Here is a 19147-nt window from a genome sequence, read left to right as displayed (position 1 = left end):
TCGCTCTTAGACCAAGTATGACGTACGTCATATTTCCGCAACAGCACTGAAGGGAGGTGAAACTCCGTGAAGAACATCAAGCTGGTACACGACCGCCGCCATGAGTGGGAGCGGCACTTTGAGGCCTGGGAAAAGCAGCTGCGCACGCCGGAGGCAACGGTGACGTCCGCCCCTTGGGTTGGGTGGCTCGAGGAAGACGACGACCAGTACCCCGGCGATTGATTCCGCCTCCGTTGCGCATTCCGGATGACGTCCGCGCCAAGTGGATATTCCGGGAGGCCGGCGGCTACCTAGAGTCACTTCACAGCGAATATGAAGCACGCCACATTCGCTCATCAGCAGAATCCACAAAGGAGAGGGTTTGGCCATGTCAGGACTCGAAGGCAGGACCGCAGTGGTCACGGGCGGAGCAACCAAAGTGGGCCAAGGCGTTGTCACTGCGTTGCGCGACGCAGGAGCCACTGTGGTGGTAGCCGACATTGACCCCGACGGCGGTACGGTCTCCAAAGCGCTCGGGGAAGGGATCCACTACTCCCACACGGATATCACGGACGACTCCGCCCTCAACGAGTTGATCGAGGAGACAGTAGTCCGCCACGGCGGCCTGGACATCCTGGTGAACCTGGCCTGCACCTACAAGGACGAAGGCGCAGGCTCCGGCCGTGAGGACTGGCTCGAGGCCCTCAACGTCAACCTGGTCAGCGCAGTAATGGCCGCCAACGCGGCCAGGCCGCATCTGGCAAAGTCCGGACACGGTGTGATCATCAACTTCACCTCCATTTCCAGTTCCGTTGCCCAGACCGGCCGCTGGCTCTACCCCGCCAGCAAAGCTGCGCTGGTCCAGGTCACCCGCAGCATGGCCGTCGACTTCGCCCCGGACAACATCCGGGTCAATTCGGTGAGCCCCGGCTGGGTATGGAGCAACATCATGGATTCCCTCAGCAACGGAAACCTCGACAAGACGGACGCTGTTGCCGCGCCTTTCCACGCCCTCAAAAGAGTGGGCCGGCCACGCGAAGTGGGTGACGTCGTCGCCTTCCTGGCGAGTGACCAGGCCAGTTTCGTGACCGGCGCAGACTGGGCCGTGGATGGCGGCTATTCGGCACTGGGCCCGGAACGCGCCGAAGAGACCATCCCCCTCCTGGCCGCCAACTAACCCCCAAAAATCCACCCGACCGCTTCGAAAACGTCCCCACCATAGAAGGGCAAGAACCATGACGCAACGCCACATTACGATCGTCGGCGCAGGCCAGTCCGGCCTTCAGCTGGGCATCGGCCTGCTGGACGCCGGCTACCAGGTAACCACCATTTCCAACCGGACGTCGGAAGAGATCCGGGACGGAAAGGTTGCCTCCAGCCAGTGCATCTTCCACAACGCCCTGGAGCACGAGCGGGCGTTGGGACTTGATTTGTGGCCCGATGCACCCACCGTTGACGGGATCTCGTTCACCGTCCCGCACCCCGAACTTCCGGGTGAGAAGGCCATCAGCTGGGCCTCGAGGCTGGACAACCACGCCCAGTCCATCGACCAGCGCGTCAAGTTCCCCAGGTTCATGGAGGAGTTCATCAAACGCGGCGGCGAGCTGGTGTTCGAGGATGCAGGCGTTGATGAGCTGGAACGCTATGCACTGAACTCGGACCTGGTGATCGTGGCCGCCGGCAAGGGCGAGATCGCCCAACTCTTCACCCGGGACGCTGAACGCAGCACCTATGACACACCCCAGCGCGCTCTGGCCCTCACCTACGTCACCGGCTTGAAGCCCCGCGAAGAGTACTCGGCGGTCTCCTTCAACCTCATCCCGGGCGTGGGCGAGTACTTCGTTTTTCCAGCCCTGACCACCAGCGGCCCCTGCGAAATCATGGTCTTCGAAGGCGTCCCGGGCGGTCCCATGGACGTGTGGAAGGGCCTTACTCCGGACGAGCACCTGGAAACATCCAAGAACATCCTTGAGACCTTCCTTCCGTGGGAAGCCGAACGGGCTACTGACGTCCAACTGACCGACCCCAACGGCATCCTGCAGGGCCGCTTCGCCCCCACCGTCCGCCACCCGATTGCCACGCTCCCCAGCGGGAAGCAGGTACTTGGCCTTGCCGACGTCGTGGTTTTGAACGATCCCATTACCGGCCAGGGTTCCAACAACGCCAGCAAGTGCGCGGCGTCGTACCTGCAAAGCATCGTTGAGCACGGCGACCGCCGCTATGACCCGGCATTCATGCAGGCCACGTTCGAACGCTATTGGGATTACGCCCGACACGTTGCACACTGGACCAATGCCCTGCTGGCTCCTCCCCCGCCGCACGTCCTTGAGTTGCTGGGCGCGGCAAACCAGGTTCCGGAAATCGCGCACCGCTTTGCCAACGGCTTCAACCACCCGCCGGAATTCCAGGAGTGGTTCATGTACCCGGACAAAGCCGAGGACTACCTCGCAGCCCTGGGTGCCAAGGTTTCCTGACCCCGGATTTTCATAGCACGCCCCTGCTAATAAGGATTTACCATGCGCACAATCGCAATCATCGGAGCCGGCGAATCCGGCGCCCAGCTGGCCTTGGGCCTGCAACGGGAGGGCTACGCCGTCACGCTGTTCTCGGACCGCTCAGCAGCCCAAATCAGGTCCGGAAAAGTCATGTCCAGCCAGTGCATGTTCGCACCCGCCTTGGACGCCGAAGCACAAATGGGAACCGCGATTCCCGACTCAGGAGCTGCCCCCGCCATCGGCTCCATCCACCTGCGCGTTGAGGGCCAGGAACCGATTGAGTGGGAAGCCCCCCTGGACGGCCCGGCAAGGTCCGTTGACCAGCGGCTCAAGAGCGCGCACTGGATCGAACGGTTCGTCGCGAATGGCGGCGACTTCCGGATCGAGAAAGTCACTCCCCGCCTTCTGGAAGAACTGGCCCGGGACTACGAGTTGGTGATCGTCAGCACCGGAAAGGGCGAAATCGGGCAGGTGTTCCCCCGGGACAAGGCCAAGTCGCCGTTCGACCGTCCCCAGCGGGTGCTGGCGCTCAATTACGTCACCGCTACCGGAACGGACGACGGCGGGGCTGCCGCCATCCGGATGTCCATGGCGCCGGGAGTGGGTGAGTTTTTCACTTTCCCGGGGCTCACCGCGTCCGGCCCCTGCCGCATGATGGTGTTCGAGGGAGTGGTGGGCGGCCCCATGGACTGTTGGTCCGGCGTCGTAAGTCCCGAAGACCAGCTGGAGCGTTCGCTGCAGCTGCTCCGGGACCATTTCCCGCACGAGGCCGCCGCTTTCGAAGGCGCCGCTCTGACCGACGACGGCGCCACGCTCCTGGGACGCATCACTCCGACGGTGCGGTCCGCGGTAGGGGAACTGGCGAACGGCAGCCTGGTCTTCGGGCTCGGCGACGCCGTGGTCCTGAACGATCCGCTGACCGGCCAGGGGTCAAACAACGCGACGCTGGCAGCCAAGTACTACCTCGATGCGATCGTGCGCCATGGCCGGCAACCGTTCAACAGGGAATGGATGGAGCGCACGTTCGACGAGTTCTGGCGCGGGTGGGGCCAGTGGTCGGTGGCGTGGACGAATGACCTGCTCAAGCCGCGTCGGGACCATCAGGCCACCCTCCTGCGCGAAGCCGCCGAGCATCCGGCACTGGCCGCAAGCATTGTGGCCGGGTTCGACGATCCGCGGACTTCCTACCCGTGGTGGTTCGACCCGACGGCGGCTGCGGACTTCATGCAGGCGCGCAAGGAAGAGGACTCCGCCGTCTTCGATGTGCGTGATTTCCGTAGCGCACTGGGCCAATACGCAACCGGCGTCACGGTAGTCACCACGGTCTCCCCGGATGGCCGGAAGGTGGGCATGACGGCGAACTCCTTCACGTCAGTGTCCATGGAACCGCCCTTGGTCCTGTGGTGCCCCAGCAAGCGGGCCCCGAGCCTGACGGATTTCGAGGAATCGACGCACTTCGCCATCAACGTCCTGGCCAGCGATCAGCACGTGCTGTCCCGCCAGTTCGCTACGCCGGCCTCGGACAAGTTCCAAGGTGCCGAAACCACCGAAGGCATTGCCGGGGTGCCCGTGCTGGACGGCGCGGTTGCTACCTTCCAGTGCCGCACAGTGTCGCGCCACGACGCAGGCGACCATGTGATCTACGTTGGCGAAGTGGAGAAGTACAGCAACGACGGCGGTTCTCCCCTTGTGTTCCATAGCGGCAAGTACCACGCGACAGCCAGCCACCCCGACTTCTGAGAGGGCATCATCCATGAACGACGTTGCCGTCATCGGCTCCGGTATCAACTCCCTGGTTGCCGCTGCGGAGCTTGCCCTCGCCGGACAACAGGTCTGCCTGATCGAGCAATCCGACCGGCTGGGCGGCTTCATCCACTCGGGTGAACGGACTCTGCCGGGGTTTATCCACGATTCGTTTTCGTCGTGGCATCCGCTCTTTGTTTCCGGGGGCGCGTACGCCGTGTTGGGCAGTGAACTGCACAAGAGGGGCCTGGAGTACTGCAACACGGACGGCGCCGTCACCGCGTCAGTGGCTGCGGACCCTGTGACCGGCGAGCACAGGGTGGCCCTTGCCCACCGGGATCCTGCGGAGACGGCGAAGACCTTCAAGCACCCGGCGGATCAACAGGCCTACCTCACCATGCTCGATGACCTGGGCCGTCACGCCGGGACCGTCTTCGGGGCGTTCGGGGCGGAATTGCGGTCCCCCAAAGAGCTCGCACGGCTGGGCTTTGGCGCTGTGCGGACCGGCAAAGTGAAGGCCAACGAGGCCTTTCTCAGGGACGCCGTGATGAGCGGCCGCAACTATCTCCGCAGCCGCTTCGATGGTTGGGAAACGGACCAGCTGTGGTCGCCCTGGCTCCTGCACGCAGGCCTCGGCCCGGACCAGGCAACAGGTGGCGTGATGCTGCCCGTGATGGCCATGAGCATGCACACTTTCGGCTTGCCGGTGGTCAAGGGCGGAGCCGCACGCTTTGTTGCGGTCTTTGAATCGCTGCTCCGGGACAACGGGGTGCGGATCATGCTTGGCACCGAAGCCCGGGAAATCCTTTCGGTGTCCGGCTCGGTGACCGGGGTCCGCACCTCCGAGGGGATCGTCCAAGCGGACACCGTGCTGGCCAACGTCTCGCCCCAGGCCCTCTACACCCGCTTGCTGCCTGATGCCCCGGCACACCTGGCCGACGCCGCCCGCAGGTATCAAAACGGCCGCGGCGCCATGCAGGTCCACCTTGCCCTGGACAAGCCGGTCCAATGGTTGGATCCCCGCCTCAACAAGGTTCCGCTGGTCCATATCAGCAACGGATCGGACAGCACGGGCATCGCGTGCGCCCAGGCTGAGGCGGGACTCTTGCCGGTGGAACCAACCATCGTGGTGGGACAGCAGTGCGTCCTGGATCCCTCCAGGGCACCGGAAGGCAAAGCGACGCTGTGGCTGCAGCTCCAGGAGGTTCCGTTCGAGCCGGTAGGGGACGCTGCGGGTGAGCTGTCCGTGGCCGAGGGTTGGTCGGAGAAGCTGAAGCAGGCCTACCTGCACCGTGTCCTTGAGCGGCTTGAGCAGTTCGCGCCGGGAACGCAGGCTACCGTTCTGGCCTCGGACATCATCGCCCCCACGGACCTCGCTGCAATCAACCCGAACGCTGTTGGCGGTGACCCGTACGGCGGCTCGGCCGAGCTCTTCCAGAACCTGCTCTGGCGGCCGTTTCCACAAGCCGCCGGGCACCACACGACCGTCAAAGGACTTTGGCACATCGGGGCTTCCACCCACCCCGGCCCGGGCCTCTCCGGCGGTTCAGGCCACCTCGTGGCACAGCGTCTGACAACCAGGAAATCCAACCCTTTCAAGCGAAACCAGCGATAGGAGAACAATGTCTGTTCTGGCCGGGCTCACTGCAGCCCTTTCCAACGGCTCGGTGAAAATCATCGACCTCACTACCCCGCTCAGCCCCGAAACCCCCATCCTGAACCTGCCGCAGCCTTTTGCGAACACGGTCGGGTTGTCGGTCTCGCCGGTCAGCAACTTCGACGACGCCGGCCCGGCGTGGGCGTGGAACGACGTCACGGTGGGCGAGCACGCCGGAACGCACTTGGATGCTCCGGTCCACTGGATCACGGGCAAGGACGGCAAATCCGTGGACAAGATCGAGCCGCACCGCCTCGTAGGTCCGCTGGTGGTGCTCGACAAAACTGCGGAAGCCACCGCAGACCCGGACTTCCTCCTGGAACCGGAACATTTTGAACAGTGGCAGGAAGAGCATGGCCCTTTCCCGGAGAACTGCTGGGTGATCTTCCGGACCGGCTGGGCAGCCCGGGGCGCCGATGCTGCCGCTTTCGTGAACGCGGACGACGCCGGCCCGCACACTCCCGGGGTCTCTGCGGCAGGTGCCAAATGGCTTGCCAGCAACGCCTCCATCAGCGGCTTCGGCGTTGAAACCGTGGGGATCGACGCCGGCCAGGCGGGCTCCCTGGACCCGATGTTCCCCGTCCACTCCTTCCTCCTGGGTGCGGACAAGTACGGCGTGACCTCGCTCCGGAACGTGGACCGGCTGCCGGTTACGGGCGCCACCCTGGTTGTTGCTCCCCTGCCGATCGTCGGCGGCACAGGCAGCCCCAGCCGCGTCTACGCGCTGGTGGAAAGTGGTCCCGTGGAAGAGCGGTAGCCCATCTGACTGGCAGCAGGGGTTGTTCTGAGCCCTCAGAACAACCCCTACTGCCAGCTACTTGGGTCTTAGGCGTCCACTTCCGTGTTCACGATGTAGACGTCGCACGGGGCGCCGTGGGCCACGCTGTTGGCGATGCTGCCCAGCACGCGGCCAAGGCCCTTCATGCGCTTGTTGCCCACAACGATCAGGGATGCCTTGTTGGACTCGGCGTAATTGATGAGGGCGTTGGCCGGCGTACCGCGGGCAGCGTAGTACTTCACGCTGTTGTCCGGGATGTCCAGTTCCTCGGCCACCTTGCGCGCAACGTACTCGGCGGAGTCCGCCGAGGAGACCGTAATGCGATCGCTGCCACTGCCGAACTCTTCGATCCGGTCATCAGAAAAGCCGCTGATGACGTGCAGTTCCGCGCCGAGTGCTTTGGCCATCTTGGCTGCCGCCACGGCTGCCCGCTTGGCCGTTTCGCTGGCGTCAACGCCGACGACGATCACTTCTGACATGAGTTCTCCTCATTGATGGATTCATGGGTGGTGGTCCGGTGGTACTTCAAAGAAATTTACACGCGATCACCAGTTGCCGCTGCTCCTTGTTTACGGCCGTGTCCCAACGGGTAGGGATACGGTATCGGCTCGATCACAACCGAAAGGCAGGATCATGGCACAGCAAGCTTTCAACCCGACGACGGCGATCGTCACGGGTTCGGATTCCGGCATTGGCCGCGCCACGGCGGTCGCGCTGGCCAAAGCAGGCATGGACGTGGGAATCACATGGCACTCGGATGAGCAGGGCGCCCAGGAGACGGCCGAAGAAGTCAGGGGCCTGGGCCGCAAGGCAGTAGTGCAGCAGCTGGATACCACCAGGATTCAGGAGACGGCGGCGACGATCGATCGGCTGGCCGACGAACTTGGCGGCGTGGATGTGTTCGTCAACAACTCAGGAACCGGAGACGGAACCAAGTTCCTGGAGCTGGACTTTGAGACGTGGATGCAGACGTTGGACACCAATCTCAACGGTGCTTTCGTAGCCATGCAGGCGGCAGCCAAGCGCATGGTGGACGCAGGCCGCGGCGGGCGCATCATCGCGATCACCAGCGTGCACGAGTTCCAGCCGCGGGTAGGCGCATCAGCGTACGACGCTTCAAAGCATGGACTCGGTGGCCTCATCAAGACCATGGCACTGGAGCTGGCGCAGTACGGCATCACGGCCAACAACGTGGCACCCGGTGAGATCGCCACCCCCATGACGGGCCAAACGGACGAGGACCCGCACCGGGAAGAACGTCCCGGAGTACCCGTGGGCCGCCCCGGCGACGCACGCGAGATTGCCGCCGTCGTAGCTTTCCTGGCGTCCCCCGAATCCAGCTACGTCAATGGCGCCTCCTGGCCCGTGGACGGCGGGATGCTGCAAATGGGACCACAAGCGGGTTCGCACATCACCAGCAACGATTGGCGCGAAAACTAGCTCTGGCCGCACGAACTTCCGTGGGCTAGTCTGCATGGACGGCCTGCGCGCAGGCCCGATTTCCAGGATTCGTAACACGATGATGAGGAGCACCATGGCTGACCACACATACAGCGTTTCCGAGATTGTAGGAACTTCCACCGAGGGCGTCGACGACGCCATCAAGAACGCCATCGGCACAGCGTCGCAAACCTTGCGCAACCTTGATTGGTTCGAGGTCAAGGAAATCCGCGGCCACCTCGAGGATGGTGCGGTTGCCGATTGGCAGGTCACCATCAAGCTTGGCTTCCGCCTGGAGCGCTAGGCGCCAGCCACGGCCAACCGCTCGCCGAATTGACAGTTAATGCCAATAATCACCGCGAACATTGGCATTAACTGTCATCTCGGCGGGCGGGTTCTGGAACCTCAGTAACCGTGTCCGGCTCGCCGAAGCTGCTCAGCAGCGTCAAAGCGTCCGACGACGGCGAACCGGCCTTTGCGGAATAGACCCGCAGGTGCTGGTCGGCGTCGTCCGGGAGACTCAGGGTTTCGAAGTTCAGTTCAAGGTCGCCCACCACGGCATGGTGCAATCGGACTGTTCCGGCGGACCGCGAAGCTACCCTGTGCCCGGCCCACCATTGGCGGAATTGCTCGCTGTGAACGGCGAGTTCGCCTACCAGCTGGTTGGTTTGGGGATCGTTCGGGTGGCGGCCCACATCCATGCGCAGCGCTCCAACGGCCTCGGCGGCAACGGTCTTCCAGTCCCGGAACAGCGTTCCTGCGCTGGCATCCAGGATGAGCCAACGGGTCAGGTTCCTTTCCGCGGCGGGCAAGGAGGTGAAGTCGGTAAACAGCAGGTTGGCCATGCGGTTGGCGGCCAGGACGTCAGTCCTGCGTCCAAGGACCATCGCCGGCACGTCGCCCACTGCGTCCAGCAACTGCCGCACGGCCGGACGCACTTTCTGAACCGGCCCCGGCCCCGCGGCCGAGTTGGCGCAGTGCGCAAGAAGGTCCATCATGTGGGCCCGCTCCCCCGCATCCAGGCGGAGTGCCCTCGCCACGGAGTCCAGCACCGCCTTGGACGGATGGATGTTCCGCCCCTGCTCCAGGCGGGTGTAGTAGTCGGTGCTTACTCCGGACAGCCTGGCCACTTCCTCCCGGCGAAGCCCCGGGACCCGGCGGGAGCCGGTTGAACCGAGCGTGCCGGCGTCTTCCGGGGAAAGGCGCGCACGCATGACCTTGAGGAACTTTCCGAACTCAGCGCTTTGACCCATCCATCCATTCTGCCGGTGCAACAGCCGGCGCCACCACCTCTTTGGGTAGGACTGGCAGACCTAGGAAAAACAGGATCACGCACTTCTGCTGACGTAGTGGCCAAAACTGAATAGGCTCAAAGCAGAGCCTCCGAAAACGTTTTCCGGAGATCCGACAACGCACACCACTTTCGAAGGAGACCCTCATGCCAGAGTTGACATTGAACAACGGCGTCACCATTCCGCAGCTTGGATTCGGTGTCTTCCAAGTGCCTCCGGAAGAGACCCAGAAGGTAGTGGAAGACGCCCTCGAGGCCGGTTACCGTCATATCGACACCGCCGCGGCTTACCGCAATGAAGCCGGCGTTGGCGCCGCAATTGCAGCTTCCGGACTTTCCCGGGACGAGGTCTTCATCACCACCAAGCTGCGCAACGGCGAGCAGGGCGAGGCCTACGACGCTTTCCAACGCAGCCGCGACGCGTTGGGCCTGGACTTCCTGGACCTCTACCTGATCCATTGGCCCGTCCCGTCCCAGGGGCTGTACACCAAGGCATGGAAGGAAATGGAGAAGCTCTACCATGACAAGCAGATCCGCGCGATCGGTATCTCCAACTTCCTCGCCGACCACGTGGACACCCTCCTGCGCGAGTCCGAGGTAGTGCCGGCCGTCAACCAGATCGAACTGCACCCCACCTACCAACAGGCCGACCTGGCCGCCAAATGCCGCGACCTCACCATCGCCGTCGAGGCTTACAGCCCGCTCGGCCAGGGCAAGGACCTCAACGCCGAGCAGGTGGCGCTCGTCGCAGCGGCACACGGAACCACTCCCGCCCAGGTGATCCTCGCCTGGCACCTGGCCCAGGGAACCATCGTGATCCCCAAGTCCGCGGACTCCAGCCGCATGCGCGAGAACTTCGGCGCTGCGGACCTGAGCCTTACCGAGTCCGAACTTGCGGCCATCACCGCCCTTGAGGCGGGCGCGCGCATCGGTTCCGATCCCGCCGTCGCCTCCTTCACCCAGATGTAAGCCCGGCACTAACAAAGGACAACAGCATGCAGTACACGCATCTTGGCCGCTCCGGCCTGAAAGTCTCCCGCCTCTGCCTGGGCACCATGAACTTCGGCCCTAAGACCGAGGAAGAGACGTCCCATTCGATCATGGACTCCGCGCTGGATTCCGGGATCAATTTCTTCGATACCGCCAACGTCTACGGCGGCACGGAACATCGCGGCTGGACCGAGGAAATCATCGGCCGCTGGTTCGCCAAGGGCGGCGAGCGCCGGGAACGCACGGTGATCGCCACCAAGCTCTACGGCACCATGACGGACCGCCCGAATGAGTCCAAGTTGTCCGCCCTGAACATCCGGCGCGCCTTGGATGCCAGCCTGAAGCGGCTGCAGACGGATTACATCGACATCTACCAGTTTCACCACATCGACCGGGACACTCCGTGGGACGAGATCTGGCAGGCCATCGAGGTGGCCGTCCAGCAGGGCAAGATCCTTTACTCGGGCAGCAGCAACTTTGCCGGGTGGCACATCGCCCAGGCCCAGGAGGCAGCACACCGGCGGAACTACACGGGCTTGGTGAGCGAGCAGTCCATCTACAACCTGTTCCGCCGCGAGCTGGAACTCGAAGTGATTCCGGCAGCGCAGCAGTACGGCCTGGGCCTGATCCCGTGGTCTCCCCTGCAGGGCGGCCTGCTGGGAGGCGTGCTCAAAAAGGAAGAAGAGGGCGTCCGACGCACCGAAGGACGCGCCTTGGAGACCCTGCGCCAGCACGAAGACCAGATCCGCCAGTACGAGGACTTTGCTGACGAACTGGGCCATGCACCCGGCGACGTGGCTCTCGCCTGGCTGCTGCACCAGCCCGCGGTGACGGCACCGATTGTGGGTCCCCGCACCCAGGAGCAGCTGGACTCCGCCATCCGCGCCCTGGACGTCACTCTCAGTGACGACGCCCTCAAGCGGCTGGATGACATCTTCCCGGGCCATCGCCCCGCTCCCGAGGATTACGCCTGGTGACCGACCTTCACACAGGCATCCTCGGAAAAGCAGCGGACACCGTCTCGCCGCGGAACATCCTGTTCATCGGCGGGACCGGCGTCATCAGCACCTCGGCGGCTGAACGCGCCGTGGCGCTGGGCCACCGGCTGACCATCCTTAATCGGGGACGGTCAGCCGGGCGGCCGGTCCCGGACGGCGCCGAAGTGTTGCATGCGGACATCCGGGAACCGGCAGCGGTGCGTGAGGTACTTGGCGGCAGGGAGTTCGACGCCGTCGCGGACTTTATCTCCTACACTCCGGACCAGGCCCGGACTGCAATGGAGTTGTTCCGTGGACGCACGGGCCAGTATGTGTTCATCAGTTCAGCGTCGGCTTACCAAAAGCCGCCTACCACCCTGCCCATCAGGGAATCCACGCCCCTGAAGAATCCGTTCTGGCAGTACTCGCGGGACAAGATCGCCTGTGAGGAACTCCTGTGGGAGGCGTACCGTGAACAGGATTTCCCCGTGACGGTGGTGCGCCCGTCCCATACTTACGATCGCACCAAGATCGCGATGGTGGGTGGTTGGACGGACATCCACCGGATGCGTGCAGGACTGCCTGTGCTGGTCCACGGCGATGGAACGTCGCTATGGACGCTGACGCACAGCCGCGACTTTGCCAAGGCATTCGTCGGGCTCCTCGGGCGTCCGCAGGCAATCGGCGAGAGCTACACCATCACCTCGGATGAGTTCCTGCCGTGGAACCAGATCTATGGGCTTTTCGCCAGGGCCGCGGGTGTTGCGGAGCCGGAGTTGTTCCACGTGTCCTCGGAGACCATTGCGGCCCACAGCGCGGAACTGGGTCCCAACCTGCTGGGCGATCGTTCCCACTCGGTTGTGTTCGACAACTCAAAGATCAAAGCCCTTGTACCGGATTTCACTGCCACTATTCCTTTTGCCGATGGTGCCCGGGAAATCGTGGAGTGGCACGACCGGCATCCTGAACTGCAGGTGGTGAAGGATGACTACATGGAGTTGACTGACCAGCTCTACGACTGGTCGCGGCGGACACTGTTGCCAAGCACCACGTCCGCGGCGTAGAAAAGCAAGGAACCTGTCTTTTTCGTTCAGCAAAGGAGATCGTGCCCATGGCGTCAGCCCCGCTCATAGAACTCAATGACGGATACAAGATCCCGCAACTGGGCCTTGGCACGTGGCCGCTGGATGACACCCAGGTTGCGAAGGCCGTTGAGGAAGCCGTGTCGCTCGGCTACCGGCACATCGACACCGCGGTGAAGTACGGCAACGAGGCCGGGGTGGGCGAAGGAATCCGGAACAGCGGGGTGGACCGCGGCGAACTGTTCATCACCACCAAGCTCGACGGTGAGTTCCAAGGCTCCGGCAAGGCCGTCGCCGGCCTGGACGGCTCCTTGAAGCGTCTTGGCCTTGAGTACGTGGACCTGCTGCTCATCCACTGGCCGCTCCCCCGGCGCGATGAGTTCGTTTCCACCTGGAAGACGTTCGAAGAACTGCAGGCATCGGGCAAGGTCCGTTCCATTGGAGTTTCCAACTTCAAGCCCGCCCACCTGGACCGGCTCTTTGCGGAGACGGACGTGGTTCCCGCCGTCAACCAGATCCAGATCAGCCCGGCCATTCCGCGGACAGCCGCCCGCGCCTTCAACGAACGCAACGGCATCGTCACGGAGTCGTACAGCCCGCTCGGCGCAAGAAGCGATCTCCTGAACGCCCCTATTTTGGCCAGTCTCGCCGAAAAGCACGGAAAGACCCCCGGCCAGGTGGTACTTCGCTGGCACGTCCAGCAGGGCCTGGTTGCCATCCCCAAGACGGCCAACCCGAAGCGCATGCAGGAGAACCTCGACGTCTTCGATTTCGAACTGGACAGAGAGGACCTGGACCGCCTGCAAACCCTCGACGCCGGGCCAGACGCGGGAGTCGATTCCGACGTCCAAGGACACTAGGGGAGGAACTGAGCGTGGAATCAATGATCTGGACCGGATCCTACACAGCAGACCGCAACGCCAAGGGCGAAGGCATCGGCGCCATCTCCATCGACGGGCAGGGAAACCTCACCTCCCTGGGCCTGGCCGTCTCCGCCGATTCGCCCTCATTCCTGGCACCGCACCCCACACTGCCCATCCTTTATGCGGTAGCCGAGGAGGCCGGCACGGTGCAGGCCTACCGCCGCACCAGAGTGGCCGAACTGGAACCCTTCGGCAAGCCTTGGCCCACGGGTGAGGCCACGTGCCACGTGGCAGCAGACCCGCAGGGCCGCTTCATCATCGCCACCTGTTGGGGCGATGGGCAGGTCATTCTCTTTGAACTGGACGACGACGGCGCCATCACCTCGCGCTTCAGCGCGGAAGCCGCCGTCGACCCTCACCACAATGGACCCACCGACCAGCCGCGGCCAAGCCGCGCGCATTCCAGCCTGATGCTCCCCGACGGCCGGATCCTGACGGCGGACCTGGGGAACGACTTGGTTCGCGTCTGGACTTACCAGCCCGGCAGTGGCCTGCAGGCCGACCACCACGTGGTCCTCCCCAAGGGCAGCGGACCCCGGCACATGGTCCGGCATTCCAGCGGGACAGTGTTCGTGGACACGGAATACTCCCTAGAGGTGGCCGCCATCCGCTCCGAACCGCAAGGCGTCTTCGAGCTCACGGCCATGGTTCCCGTGAGCGTGAACAAGCCGTTCGACGGCGATGCCGCGGCTGAAATCGCGCTCTCACCGGACGGGCGCTTCGCCTATGTGGGGGTTCGCGGGTCCAACCGGATGTGCATCCTGAAGGTGAGCGCCGAAGGAACCAGCCTCGAACCCCTGGCGGACGTTTCCACCGGTGGCGACTGGCCACGTCACCACTTGGTTCGCGACGGCTGGCTGCTGGTAGCGCACGAGGGGTCCAACGACGTCGTGAGCTACAAGCTGGACCCCGCCTCCGGCCTGCCCGACGGCCCTGTCAGCCGCGTGGAAACCGGCTCGCCGAGCGTGCTGGTGCCTGCCTCTTAAAGACGCCGAGATGACATTAGGTGCCAATGCTCCGCTCAAACATTGGCACCAAATGCCATCTCGGTGTTGGTTCTAGGCAGCCCAGACTTCGACGTCGTCCGTGCCGCAGATGAGCCTTCGGCCGCCCGGCTCGAGGATCACCCACAGGAGTTCCTGGTGCTGGGAAACATCGTCCACGCGCCCGGTACCCACACCCCACGCAACGTCATAGATCCACACGCGGTCGCCGGACTGGAGATCGGTCCACTCCGACGCCGGAACGTGCCGGTAGCCGTCAGGCCGGTTGAGAAGGCTCGCCGTCATGATGCTGCCGCGCGACGACGCCACACAGTGGGTACGCCGTTGTGGGCCGGGAGGACGTGGCCCTCGGTAAAGACGTGCACCGTTTCCGGATCGGAGTCCGGGCTCCACAAACCAGAAGCCGGGCAGTGGGAACCGGTAGGCATGACGCGGGTGGCTCGTTCGCGCAGGAGGGCGATGCTCTTCATCGTTGAAACTCGTCCTTGGGTAGGTCTGGCTCTGCCTATGTGAAGCAGATCTCCTCCACCCTATGAAACTTAGGGGACGTTTGTTATGGGCAACTGCACAACCTTCTTTAGTGACGGCGTGCAATTGCCCATAGGGTTTTTACTTGTAGCTCAAACTAAGCAGCATGGCCTTGAGCCGGGCGTACTGCTGGGTTCCTATCCATGCCTTTGCGGCGGCGGGGGTGGCGAAGGTTGGCTGCTTGGTGGAATCGAACACTACGTAGGCGCTCATGATCCCATTCGGCACCCTCACCTGATTGGTTCCCGAGGTCGTAGCTCCCGCCTGCAACTCCGAGGAGATCCTGACATCCATGATGTAAACAGGCGGATCGTTTACCGGGGCCGTTGGCGCGGTTGGCATTCCCTCGTAGGCCGGCCCGTCGTAGGGAACGTACCGGGACTGAGTCGAGGAGAAACCAAATTCGACCTTCTCACCGGAGTTGTCCCTGACTCCCGCAACCACGGCGCGGTCCAGAATCGTCCTCTCCACTGGACCCGCTGTGCCATCGCCGTAGTTTCCGTTGAACACCCGGGCAACTTCGGATCCTGCACCGTCGGAGACACGGGCAATGACTGAGTTCGCTTGGTCCTCCGGCGCAGCGTATGGCCCCTGTTCGGTTCGGATAGTCCAGTCAGCCGGGTATTCGAAGGACAAGTGGCCGTCCGGGAAGGTGAAAGTCTTGAGCGTGGGTGCTTGGACCGGGGGCGTCACCGGTGCTGTCGTGGCCACAGCGGGAGCGGTGGGGGTTGCCGATTGGGTGGGTACCGCCGTCGGGGTGGCCGAAGGCGTTGCGGTAGCGCTGGGTGATGGCGTGGCTGAAGTGCTCGGTGTCGGCGCTGCAGCCTCGGACGATATTGCCGGCGCGGGTGCCGGGCTTACCGTGCCAAAGTTCGATGCCACCAGGACTCCGGCGGTGACGGCAGCTGCACCCAAAAGCAGGCCGCCGGCAATCCGGGCTTTCCGGCGTCGTTTGTCCTCGAGCGAAGAAACGTTCCGCAGCGGGTTGGTGTCGCTGTAGACGGTGGAGCCGGAAAGCATCCTGTGGAGGGCTTCTTCACCGCTTGGTTCCGTCCCGGGTTCGAACGGGTCGATTGCGGCTATCTGGTTCGTGATCGGATCCATGATGTTCAGACCCCCAACTTTTCTGTAGCGGATGCGGAACCTGCAGGCAGTTGTTTCCGGAATGCTGTGCGTGCACGGTGGAGCCGGACCTTGGCTGCGGATTCGCTGCACTGGAGCACTTGGGCGATTTCGGCGGGGCCGAGCCCGTCCCAGTACGCCAACTGGAGGATGTCGCGTTCCTTGTCGCGGAGGCGGGACATTGCATCCTGTACCGCAACGTTGCCGGAGTCGTTCCCGACACGCTCCACCGCCGTCGTACGCAGCTTCTCCTGGAGCGCCCGCTGGCGGTCCCGGCTGCGGTAAGCGTTACCCACCAGGTTGCGGGCGATGCTCAGCAAATAGGGCAACTCCGGATGTGAATCGTCGGCCCATTTCTGCCAGACCACCCGGAAGACATCGGCGGCTATTTCTTCTGCCGCTTCGGCCGACTCGACGCGTCGGCCAACAAACCTAAAAACCGCTGGATAGCTGTCTTTGTGAATGGCGATAAACGCCAGTTCGCGCTCGGAAAGCACGATTTCCCCCTGATTGTAGAGCCCGGAACCTGCAGGATACCCGTATAGTTTCCGGCTCAACCGCGGGGGTTACAGGTGGCCGGAAATATTTGGTTTATTCTTGCCGCGCCATGCGGAAAATCCCCACGCCACCACGAAGAGCCCAACCAGGATCAGTCCGGCGTCACCGAGGTCCATCCCGACGAGCCAGGTGGTTATGGGATCTTCCAAGTCAAACGCCTCGTTCAGGAACCCACCCAACGTGATGACGGAGATAAACAGCGCCGAGACCGCGGAAATGCCGGTAATAACGGCGTTGAACCCGAGCTTCCGTTGGGGTTCGTGAATGGCCGACGCGTACATCTTCATCATGACCACGCCGTTGGCTGAGTCGCAGAGGGTCATGGCTGCAGTGAACGCGAGGGGCAGCGCCATGAGTGCAAGGGGTGAGACTCCGGCCAGCGAGGCTGTGGTGGTGATGACCAGGAGCCCGATGGTCGTGGCGGTGTCGAACCCCAGGCCGAAGAGGAAGCCGATGACGTAGATATTCCGCGGCCTTTCCACCCTTGCTAGCGGCTTGGCGAGCAGCCTCGCAACGAAGCCTTTCGTCTCCAGATCCTCGGCCTGGACCTCGCCGCCCGCTTGGACCTCCCTGTACAACTGCGCTGCACGGATGAACGCCGAGCCGTTGAACAACCCCATGATCAGCAGGAACAGCCCAGCAACGCCGCTTCCGATCAATCCAAGGATCTTGTTCCCGGCGGTGCCATCCTCCATGAACTGTCCGATCACCGTAACGCCCAGGACCACCAGCATCCCGGCCAATACCACCACCGAACTGTGCCCCAGGCTAAAGGCGAATCCGACGCTCACCGGGTCTTTGCGTTGCGCAACGAACTTTCGCGTGGAGTTGTCGATCGCAGCAATGTGGTCCCAGTCGTAGCTGTGTTTGACGCCGGCAACGTACGCCGTGGCCACCAGGCCAAGTGCCAGGGGTTCGGCGCCGCCGGTGGTGCCCACCAACAGAAGTACGACGGCGGCAAGATGCAAGGCGGCCACCGCACCGAAGGTGAAAAAGAGCCGGGTGCGGAGGGACAGCGTTTCACGGTCCCGGTACAGGGCGGCAAACCCGGTGAGCGTCGTCATCAGTACTTCCTTAGATTCAAGGGTTCTTGCCCGTACCAGCGTCCCCTGAGGAATCCGGTACAGGCGTCGAGCAGACCGTTGAGTTCCCCGGTGCTGTTCGACAGCGAACGCAGGACAAGCCCGCATGTCCCGCCCACACTCTGGGTCAATGAAACACCCGAATGCGCACCATAGTCACGGGCAATAAGGTCCAACTCATCCGTAAGCGCTTGGTCTACGCGCGGGTCCACCACCACGAGGGAGCCCACATGGCTGAATCCCTCCATGAAGCCCACGCCTGTCACATCGTCCAACGGCGGCCTGATCACGAGGTTGTCAAGGACCAGGAGCTGGGGGCCGCCCTCCGTCTCCACGTGGATCTCGTTCCGAAGCCCCAGCTCCCGGAACGCGAAGGACGCTCCGTCCGGCGACCACCCGGGTGTGATGACTTCCGCCATGACAAGGCTCGACGACGGGTGGAGACTGGCGTGCGAAACCTGCCTGTAGCGGGCCTCCCTGTAGGCGATGAGCTGGTCGGGAACCAGCTCCAGCCGGGCGCCCTCCCCCAGCCGTATGGTCATGCGCTGCTCTGCAAAGGACCGCGGCGTCCGGTAGATCTTGGTGGCCGATTGCGTGGTCAACAACAACTCCGCCCCGTCCCCGACCTCCACGTCGATGACGAACAGATCAGCACCCAAATAGGCCCCGCCAGGATTGACCATGACATAGCAAACCTGCCCGGTTCCATCCAAATAGTGCGGCCGCAACACCCTCAATGCGCCCTCATGGAATTGATGCGAGGCAACGGATCTGCCGGCCCTCATAGTGATGCCAAGCTCCAACCGTCCCCGCACGGGGCGATCCGGGGAAGCTGCCGGACTAGCGACAACGCTGCTGGCGCTACTCACGACGCCAAGTCGAGCATCAGGACGTCCCGCTTGATCCAGCCAAGGACTTCTTCAAGCCCTTGGTCGGTCTTGAGGTTGGTGAAGCAGAAGGGCTTGTTCCCGCGGAACTCCTTCGAATCCCGCTCCATGACAGCCAGGTCCGCCCCTACGTGCGGCGCCAAATCCGTCTTGTTGATGACAAAGAGGTCGGACTTGATCATGCCCTGGCCGGCTTTCCTGGGGATCTTCTCGCCTTGGGCCACGTCGATGATGTAGATGGAGAAGTCCACGAGTTCCGGGCTGAACGTGGCGGAGAGGTTGTCGCCGCCGGATTCCACGAAGATCACCTGCAGGTCAGGATGCCGGGCTTTGAGCTCCTCGATGGCGGCTGTGTTCATGGAGGTGTCTTCGCGGATGGCGGTGTGCGGGCATCCTCCGGTTTCGACGCCGATGATGCGGTCTTCGGGCAGGACCCCGTTGGCGGCCAGGATCTTGGCGTCTTCGATGGTGTAGATGTCGTTGGTGATGGCGGCCATGGAGATGTCACCGCTCATGTGGCGGGTGATGCGTTCCACGAGCTGGGTCTTTCCGGCTCCGACGGGTCCGCCGACGCCGATGATGATGGGCTCTGTCATGTGTGTCCTCCTTGG

The 19147-nt window shown here is 63.4% G+C and carries 22 protein-coding genes; 13 read left to right on the top strand and 9 right to left on the bottom strand.

What is annotated here, in order from left to right; translation table 11 throughout:
• Window positions 1-66: 66 nt before the first annotated feature.
• The 6 genes from AUR_RS20300 (at window position 67) to AUR_RS11550 (ending at window position 6631) form a co-directional block, all read left to right on the top strand.
• Window positions 67-222: a hypothetical protein gene (locus tag AUR_RS20300; RefSeq protein WP_021471283.1), complete on the top strand. Its 156-nt coding sequence runs from the start codon at window positions 67-69 to the stop codon at window positions 220-222.
• A gap of 145 nt (window positions 223-367) precedes the next feature.
• Complete coding sequence (locus AUR_RS11570; RefSeq protein WP_062094648.1) at window positions 368-1156, top strand: SDR family oxidoreductase; 789 nt, start codon at window positions 368-370, stop codon at window positions 1154-1156.
• Window positions 1157-1214: 58 nt separating this feature from the next.
• Window positions 1215-2453, top strand: a complete 1239-nt coding sequence (locus AUR_RS11565; protein WP_062094646.1) for a styrene monooxygenase/indole monooxygenase family protein — start codon at window positions 1215-1217, stop codon at window positions 2451-2453.
• A gap of 42 nt (window positions 2454-2495) precedes the next feature.
• Window positions 2496-4214 (top strand): flavin reductase, encoded by a 1719-nt coding sequence (locus AUR_RS11560; protein WP_062094644.1) that lies wholly within the window; start codon window positions 2496-2498, stop codon window positions 4212-4214.
• 13 nt (window positions 4215-4227) lie between these two features.
• On the top strand, window positions 4228-5832 hold the full coding sequence (locus AUR_RS11555) for a phytoene desaturase family protein (RefSeq protein WP_062094642.1): 1605 nt from the start codon (window positions 4228-4230) through the stop codon (window positions 5830-5832).
• Window positions 5833-5839: 7 nt separating this feature from the next.
• Window positions 5840-6631, top strand: coding sequence for a cyclase family protein (locus AUR_RS11550; protein ID WP_021471288.1), 792 nt, complete (start codon window positions 5840-5842; stop codon window positions 6629-6631).
• Window positions 6632-6699: 68 nt separating this feature from the next.
• Here AUR_RS11550 and AUR_RS11545 read toward each other — a convergent pair whose 3' ends face one another.
• Complete coding sequence (locus AUR_RS11545; RefSeq protein WP_062094639.1) at window positions 6700-7131, bottom strand: universal stress protein; 432 nt, start codon at window positions 7129-7131, stop codon at window positions 6700-6702.
• A gap of 154 nt (window positions 7132-7285) precedes the next feature.
• Between AUR_RS11545 and AUR_RS11540 the strand changes: the two genes are divergently transcribed.
• Both AUR_RS11540 and AUR_RS11535 read left to right on the top strand, forming a co-directional pair.
• Entirely contained in the window at window positions 7286-8092 is an 807-nt protein-coding gene (locus AUR_RS11540; RefSeq protein WP_021471290.1) for an SDR family oxidoreductase, read from the top strand.
• Window positions 8093-8186: 94 nt separating this feature from the next.
• Window positions 8187-8396: a dodecin gene (locus AUR_RS11535; RefSeq protein WP_031216171.1), complete on the top strand. Its 210-nt coding sequence runs from the start codon at window positions 8187-8189 to the stop codon at window positions 8394-8396.
• A 67-nt stretch (window positions 8397-8463) separates the two neighbouring features.
• Here the strand turns inward: AUR_RS11535 and AUR_RS11530 are convergent, their stop codons facing one another.
• Window positions 8464-9345: a helix-turn-helix transcriptional regulator gene (locus AUR_RS11530; protein ID WP_021471292.1), complete on the bottom strand. Its 882-nt coding sequence runs from the start codon at window positions 9343-9345 to the stop codon at window positions 8464-8466.
• Between the two features lie 185 nt (window positions 9346-9530).
• Between AUR_RS11530 and AUR_RS11525 the strand changes: the two genes are divergently transcribed.
• The 5 genes from AUR_RS11525 to AUR_RS11505 are packed head-to-tail and all read left to right on the top strand — an operon-like array spanning window position 9531 to window position 14341.
• Window positions 9531-10352 carry an aldo/keto reductase gene (locus AUR_RS11525; RefSeq protein ID WP_021471293.1) on the top strand — a complete coding sequence of 274 codons (822 nt, stop codon included), beginning with the start codon at window positions 9531-9533 and terminating at the stop codon, window positions 10350-10352.
• A 26-nt stretch (window positions 10353-10378) separates the two neighbouring features.
• The gene (locus AUR_RS11520; protein ID WP_021471294.1) at window positions 10379-11350 is read left to right on the top strand and encodes an aldo/keto reductase; all 972 of its coding nucleotides are present in this window, start codon (window positions 10379-10381) and stop codon (window positions 11348-11350) included.
• On the top strand, window positions 11347-12414 hold the full coding sequence (locus AUR_RS11515; RefSeq protein ID WP_021471295.1) for an SDR family oxidoreductase: 1068 nt from the start codon (window positions 11347-11349) through the stop codon (window positions 12412-12414). The genes AUR_RS11520 and AUR_RS11515 overlap by 4 nt, the downstream gene beginning before the upstream one ends.
• Window positions 12415-12461: 47 nt before the next feature.
• Window positions 12462-13292: an aldo/keto reductase gene (locus tag AUR_RS11510; RefSeq protein ID WP_021471296.1), complete on the top strand. Its 831-nt coding sequence runs from the start codon at window positions 12462-12464 to the stop codon at window positions 13290-13292.
• 23 nt (window positions 13293-13315) lie between these two features.
• On the top strand, window positions 13316-14341 hold the full coding sequence (locus AUR_RS11505; protein WP_021471297.1) for a lactonase family protein: 1026 nt from the start codon (window positions 13316-13318) through the stop codon (window positions 14339-14341).
• Window positions 14342-14413: 72 nt separating this feature from the next.
• Here the strand turns inward: AUR_RS11505 and AUR_RS11500 are convergent, their stop codons facing one another.
• The 7 genes from AUR_RS11500 to ureG all read right to left on the bottom strand — a co-directional run bounded on the left by AUR_RS11500 (window position 14414) and on the right by ureG (window position 19132).
• Window positions 14414-14644 carry a hypothetical protein gene (locus AUR_RS11500; protein ID WP_062098936.1) on the bottom strand — a complete coding sequence of 77 codons (231 nt, stop codon included), beginning with the start codon at window positions 14642-14644 and terminating at the stop codon, window positions 14414-14416.
• Window positions 14641-14829 carry a hypothetical protein gene (locus tag AUR_RS11495; RefSeq protein WP_082694541.1) on the bottom strand — a complete coding sequence of 63 codons (189 nt, stop codon included), beginning with the start codon at window positions 14827-14829 and terminating at the stop codon, window positions 14641-14643. The genes AUR_RS11500 and AUR_RS11495 overlap by 4 nt, the downstream gene beginning before the upstream one ends.
• Before the next feature lie 139 nt (window positions 14830-14968).
• Entirely contained in the window at window positions 14969-15991 is a 1023-nt protein-coding gene (locus AUR_RS11490; RefSeq protein ID WP_062094635.1) for a hypothetical protein, read from the bottom strand.
• A 5-nt stretch (window positions 15992-15996) separates the two neighbouring features.
• Complete coding sequence (locus AUR_RS11485) at window positions 15997-16506, bottom strand: RNA polymerase sigma factor (RefSeq protein WP_021471300.1); 510 nt, start codon at window positions 16504-16506, stop codon at window positions 15997-15999.
• Between the two features lie 69 nt (window positions 16507-16575).
• Window positions 16576-17631: a HoxN/HupN/NixA family nickel/cobalt transporter gene (locus AUR_RS11480; protein ID WP_062094633.1), complete on the bottom strand. Its 1056-nt coding sequence runs from the start codon at window positions 17629-17631 to the stop codon at window positions 16576-16578.
• A complete protein-coding gene (locus AUR_RS11475; RefSeq protein WP_062094630.1) occupies window positions 17631-18518 on the bottom strand; it encodes an urease accessory protein UreD in 888 nt (295 codons plus the stop codon). Before AUR_RS11475 ends, AUR_RS11480 begins: the two co-directional genes overlap by 1 nt.
• Complete coding sequence (ureG, locus tag AUR_RS11470) at window positions 18515-19132, bottom strand: urease accessory protein UreG (protein WP_062094628.1); 618 nt, start codon at window positions 19130-19132, stop codon at window positions 18515-18517. Before ureG ends, AUR_RS11475 begins: the two co-directional genes overlap by 4 nt.
• Window positions 19133-19147: the final 15 nt, after the last annotated feature.

The organism is Paenarthrobacter ureafaciens, assembly GCF_004028095.1.
In the GTDB taxonomy this organism is placed as follows: domain Bacteria; phylum Actinomycetota; class Actinomycetes; order Actinomycetales; family Micrococcaceae; genus Arthrobacter; species Arthrobacter ureafaciens.
This window is presented reverse-complemented; position numbering and strand designations above follow the sequence as displayed.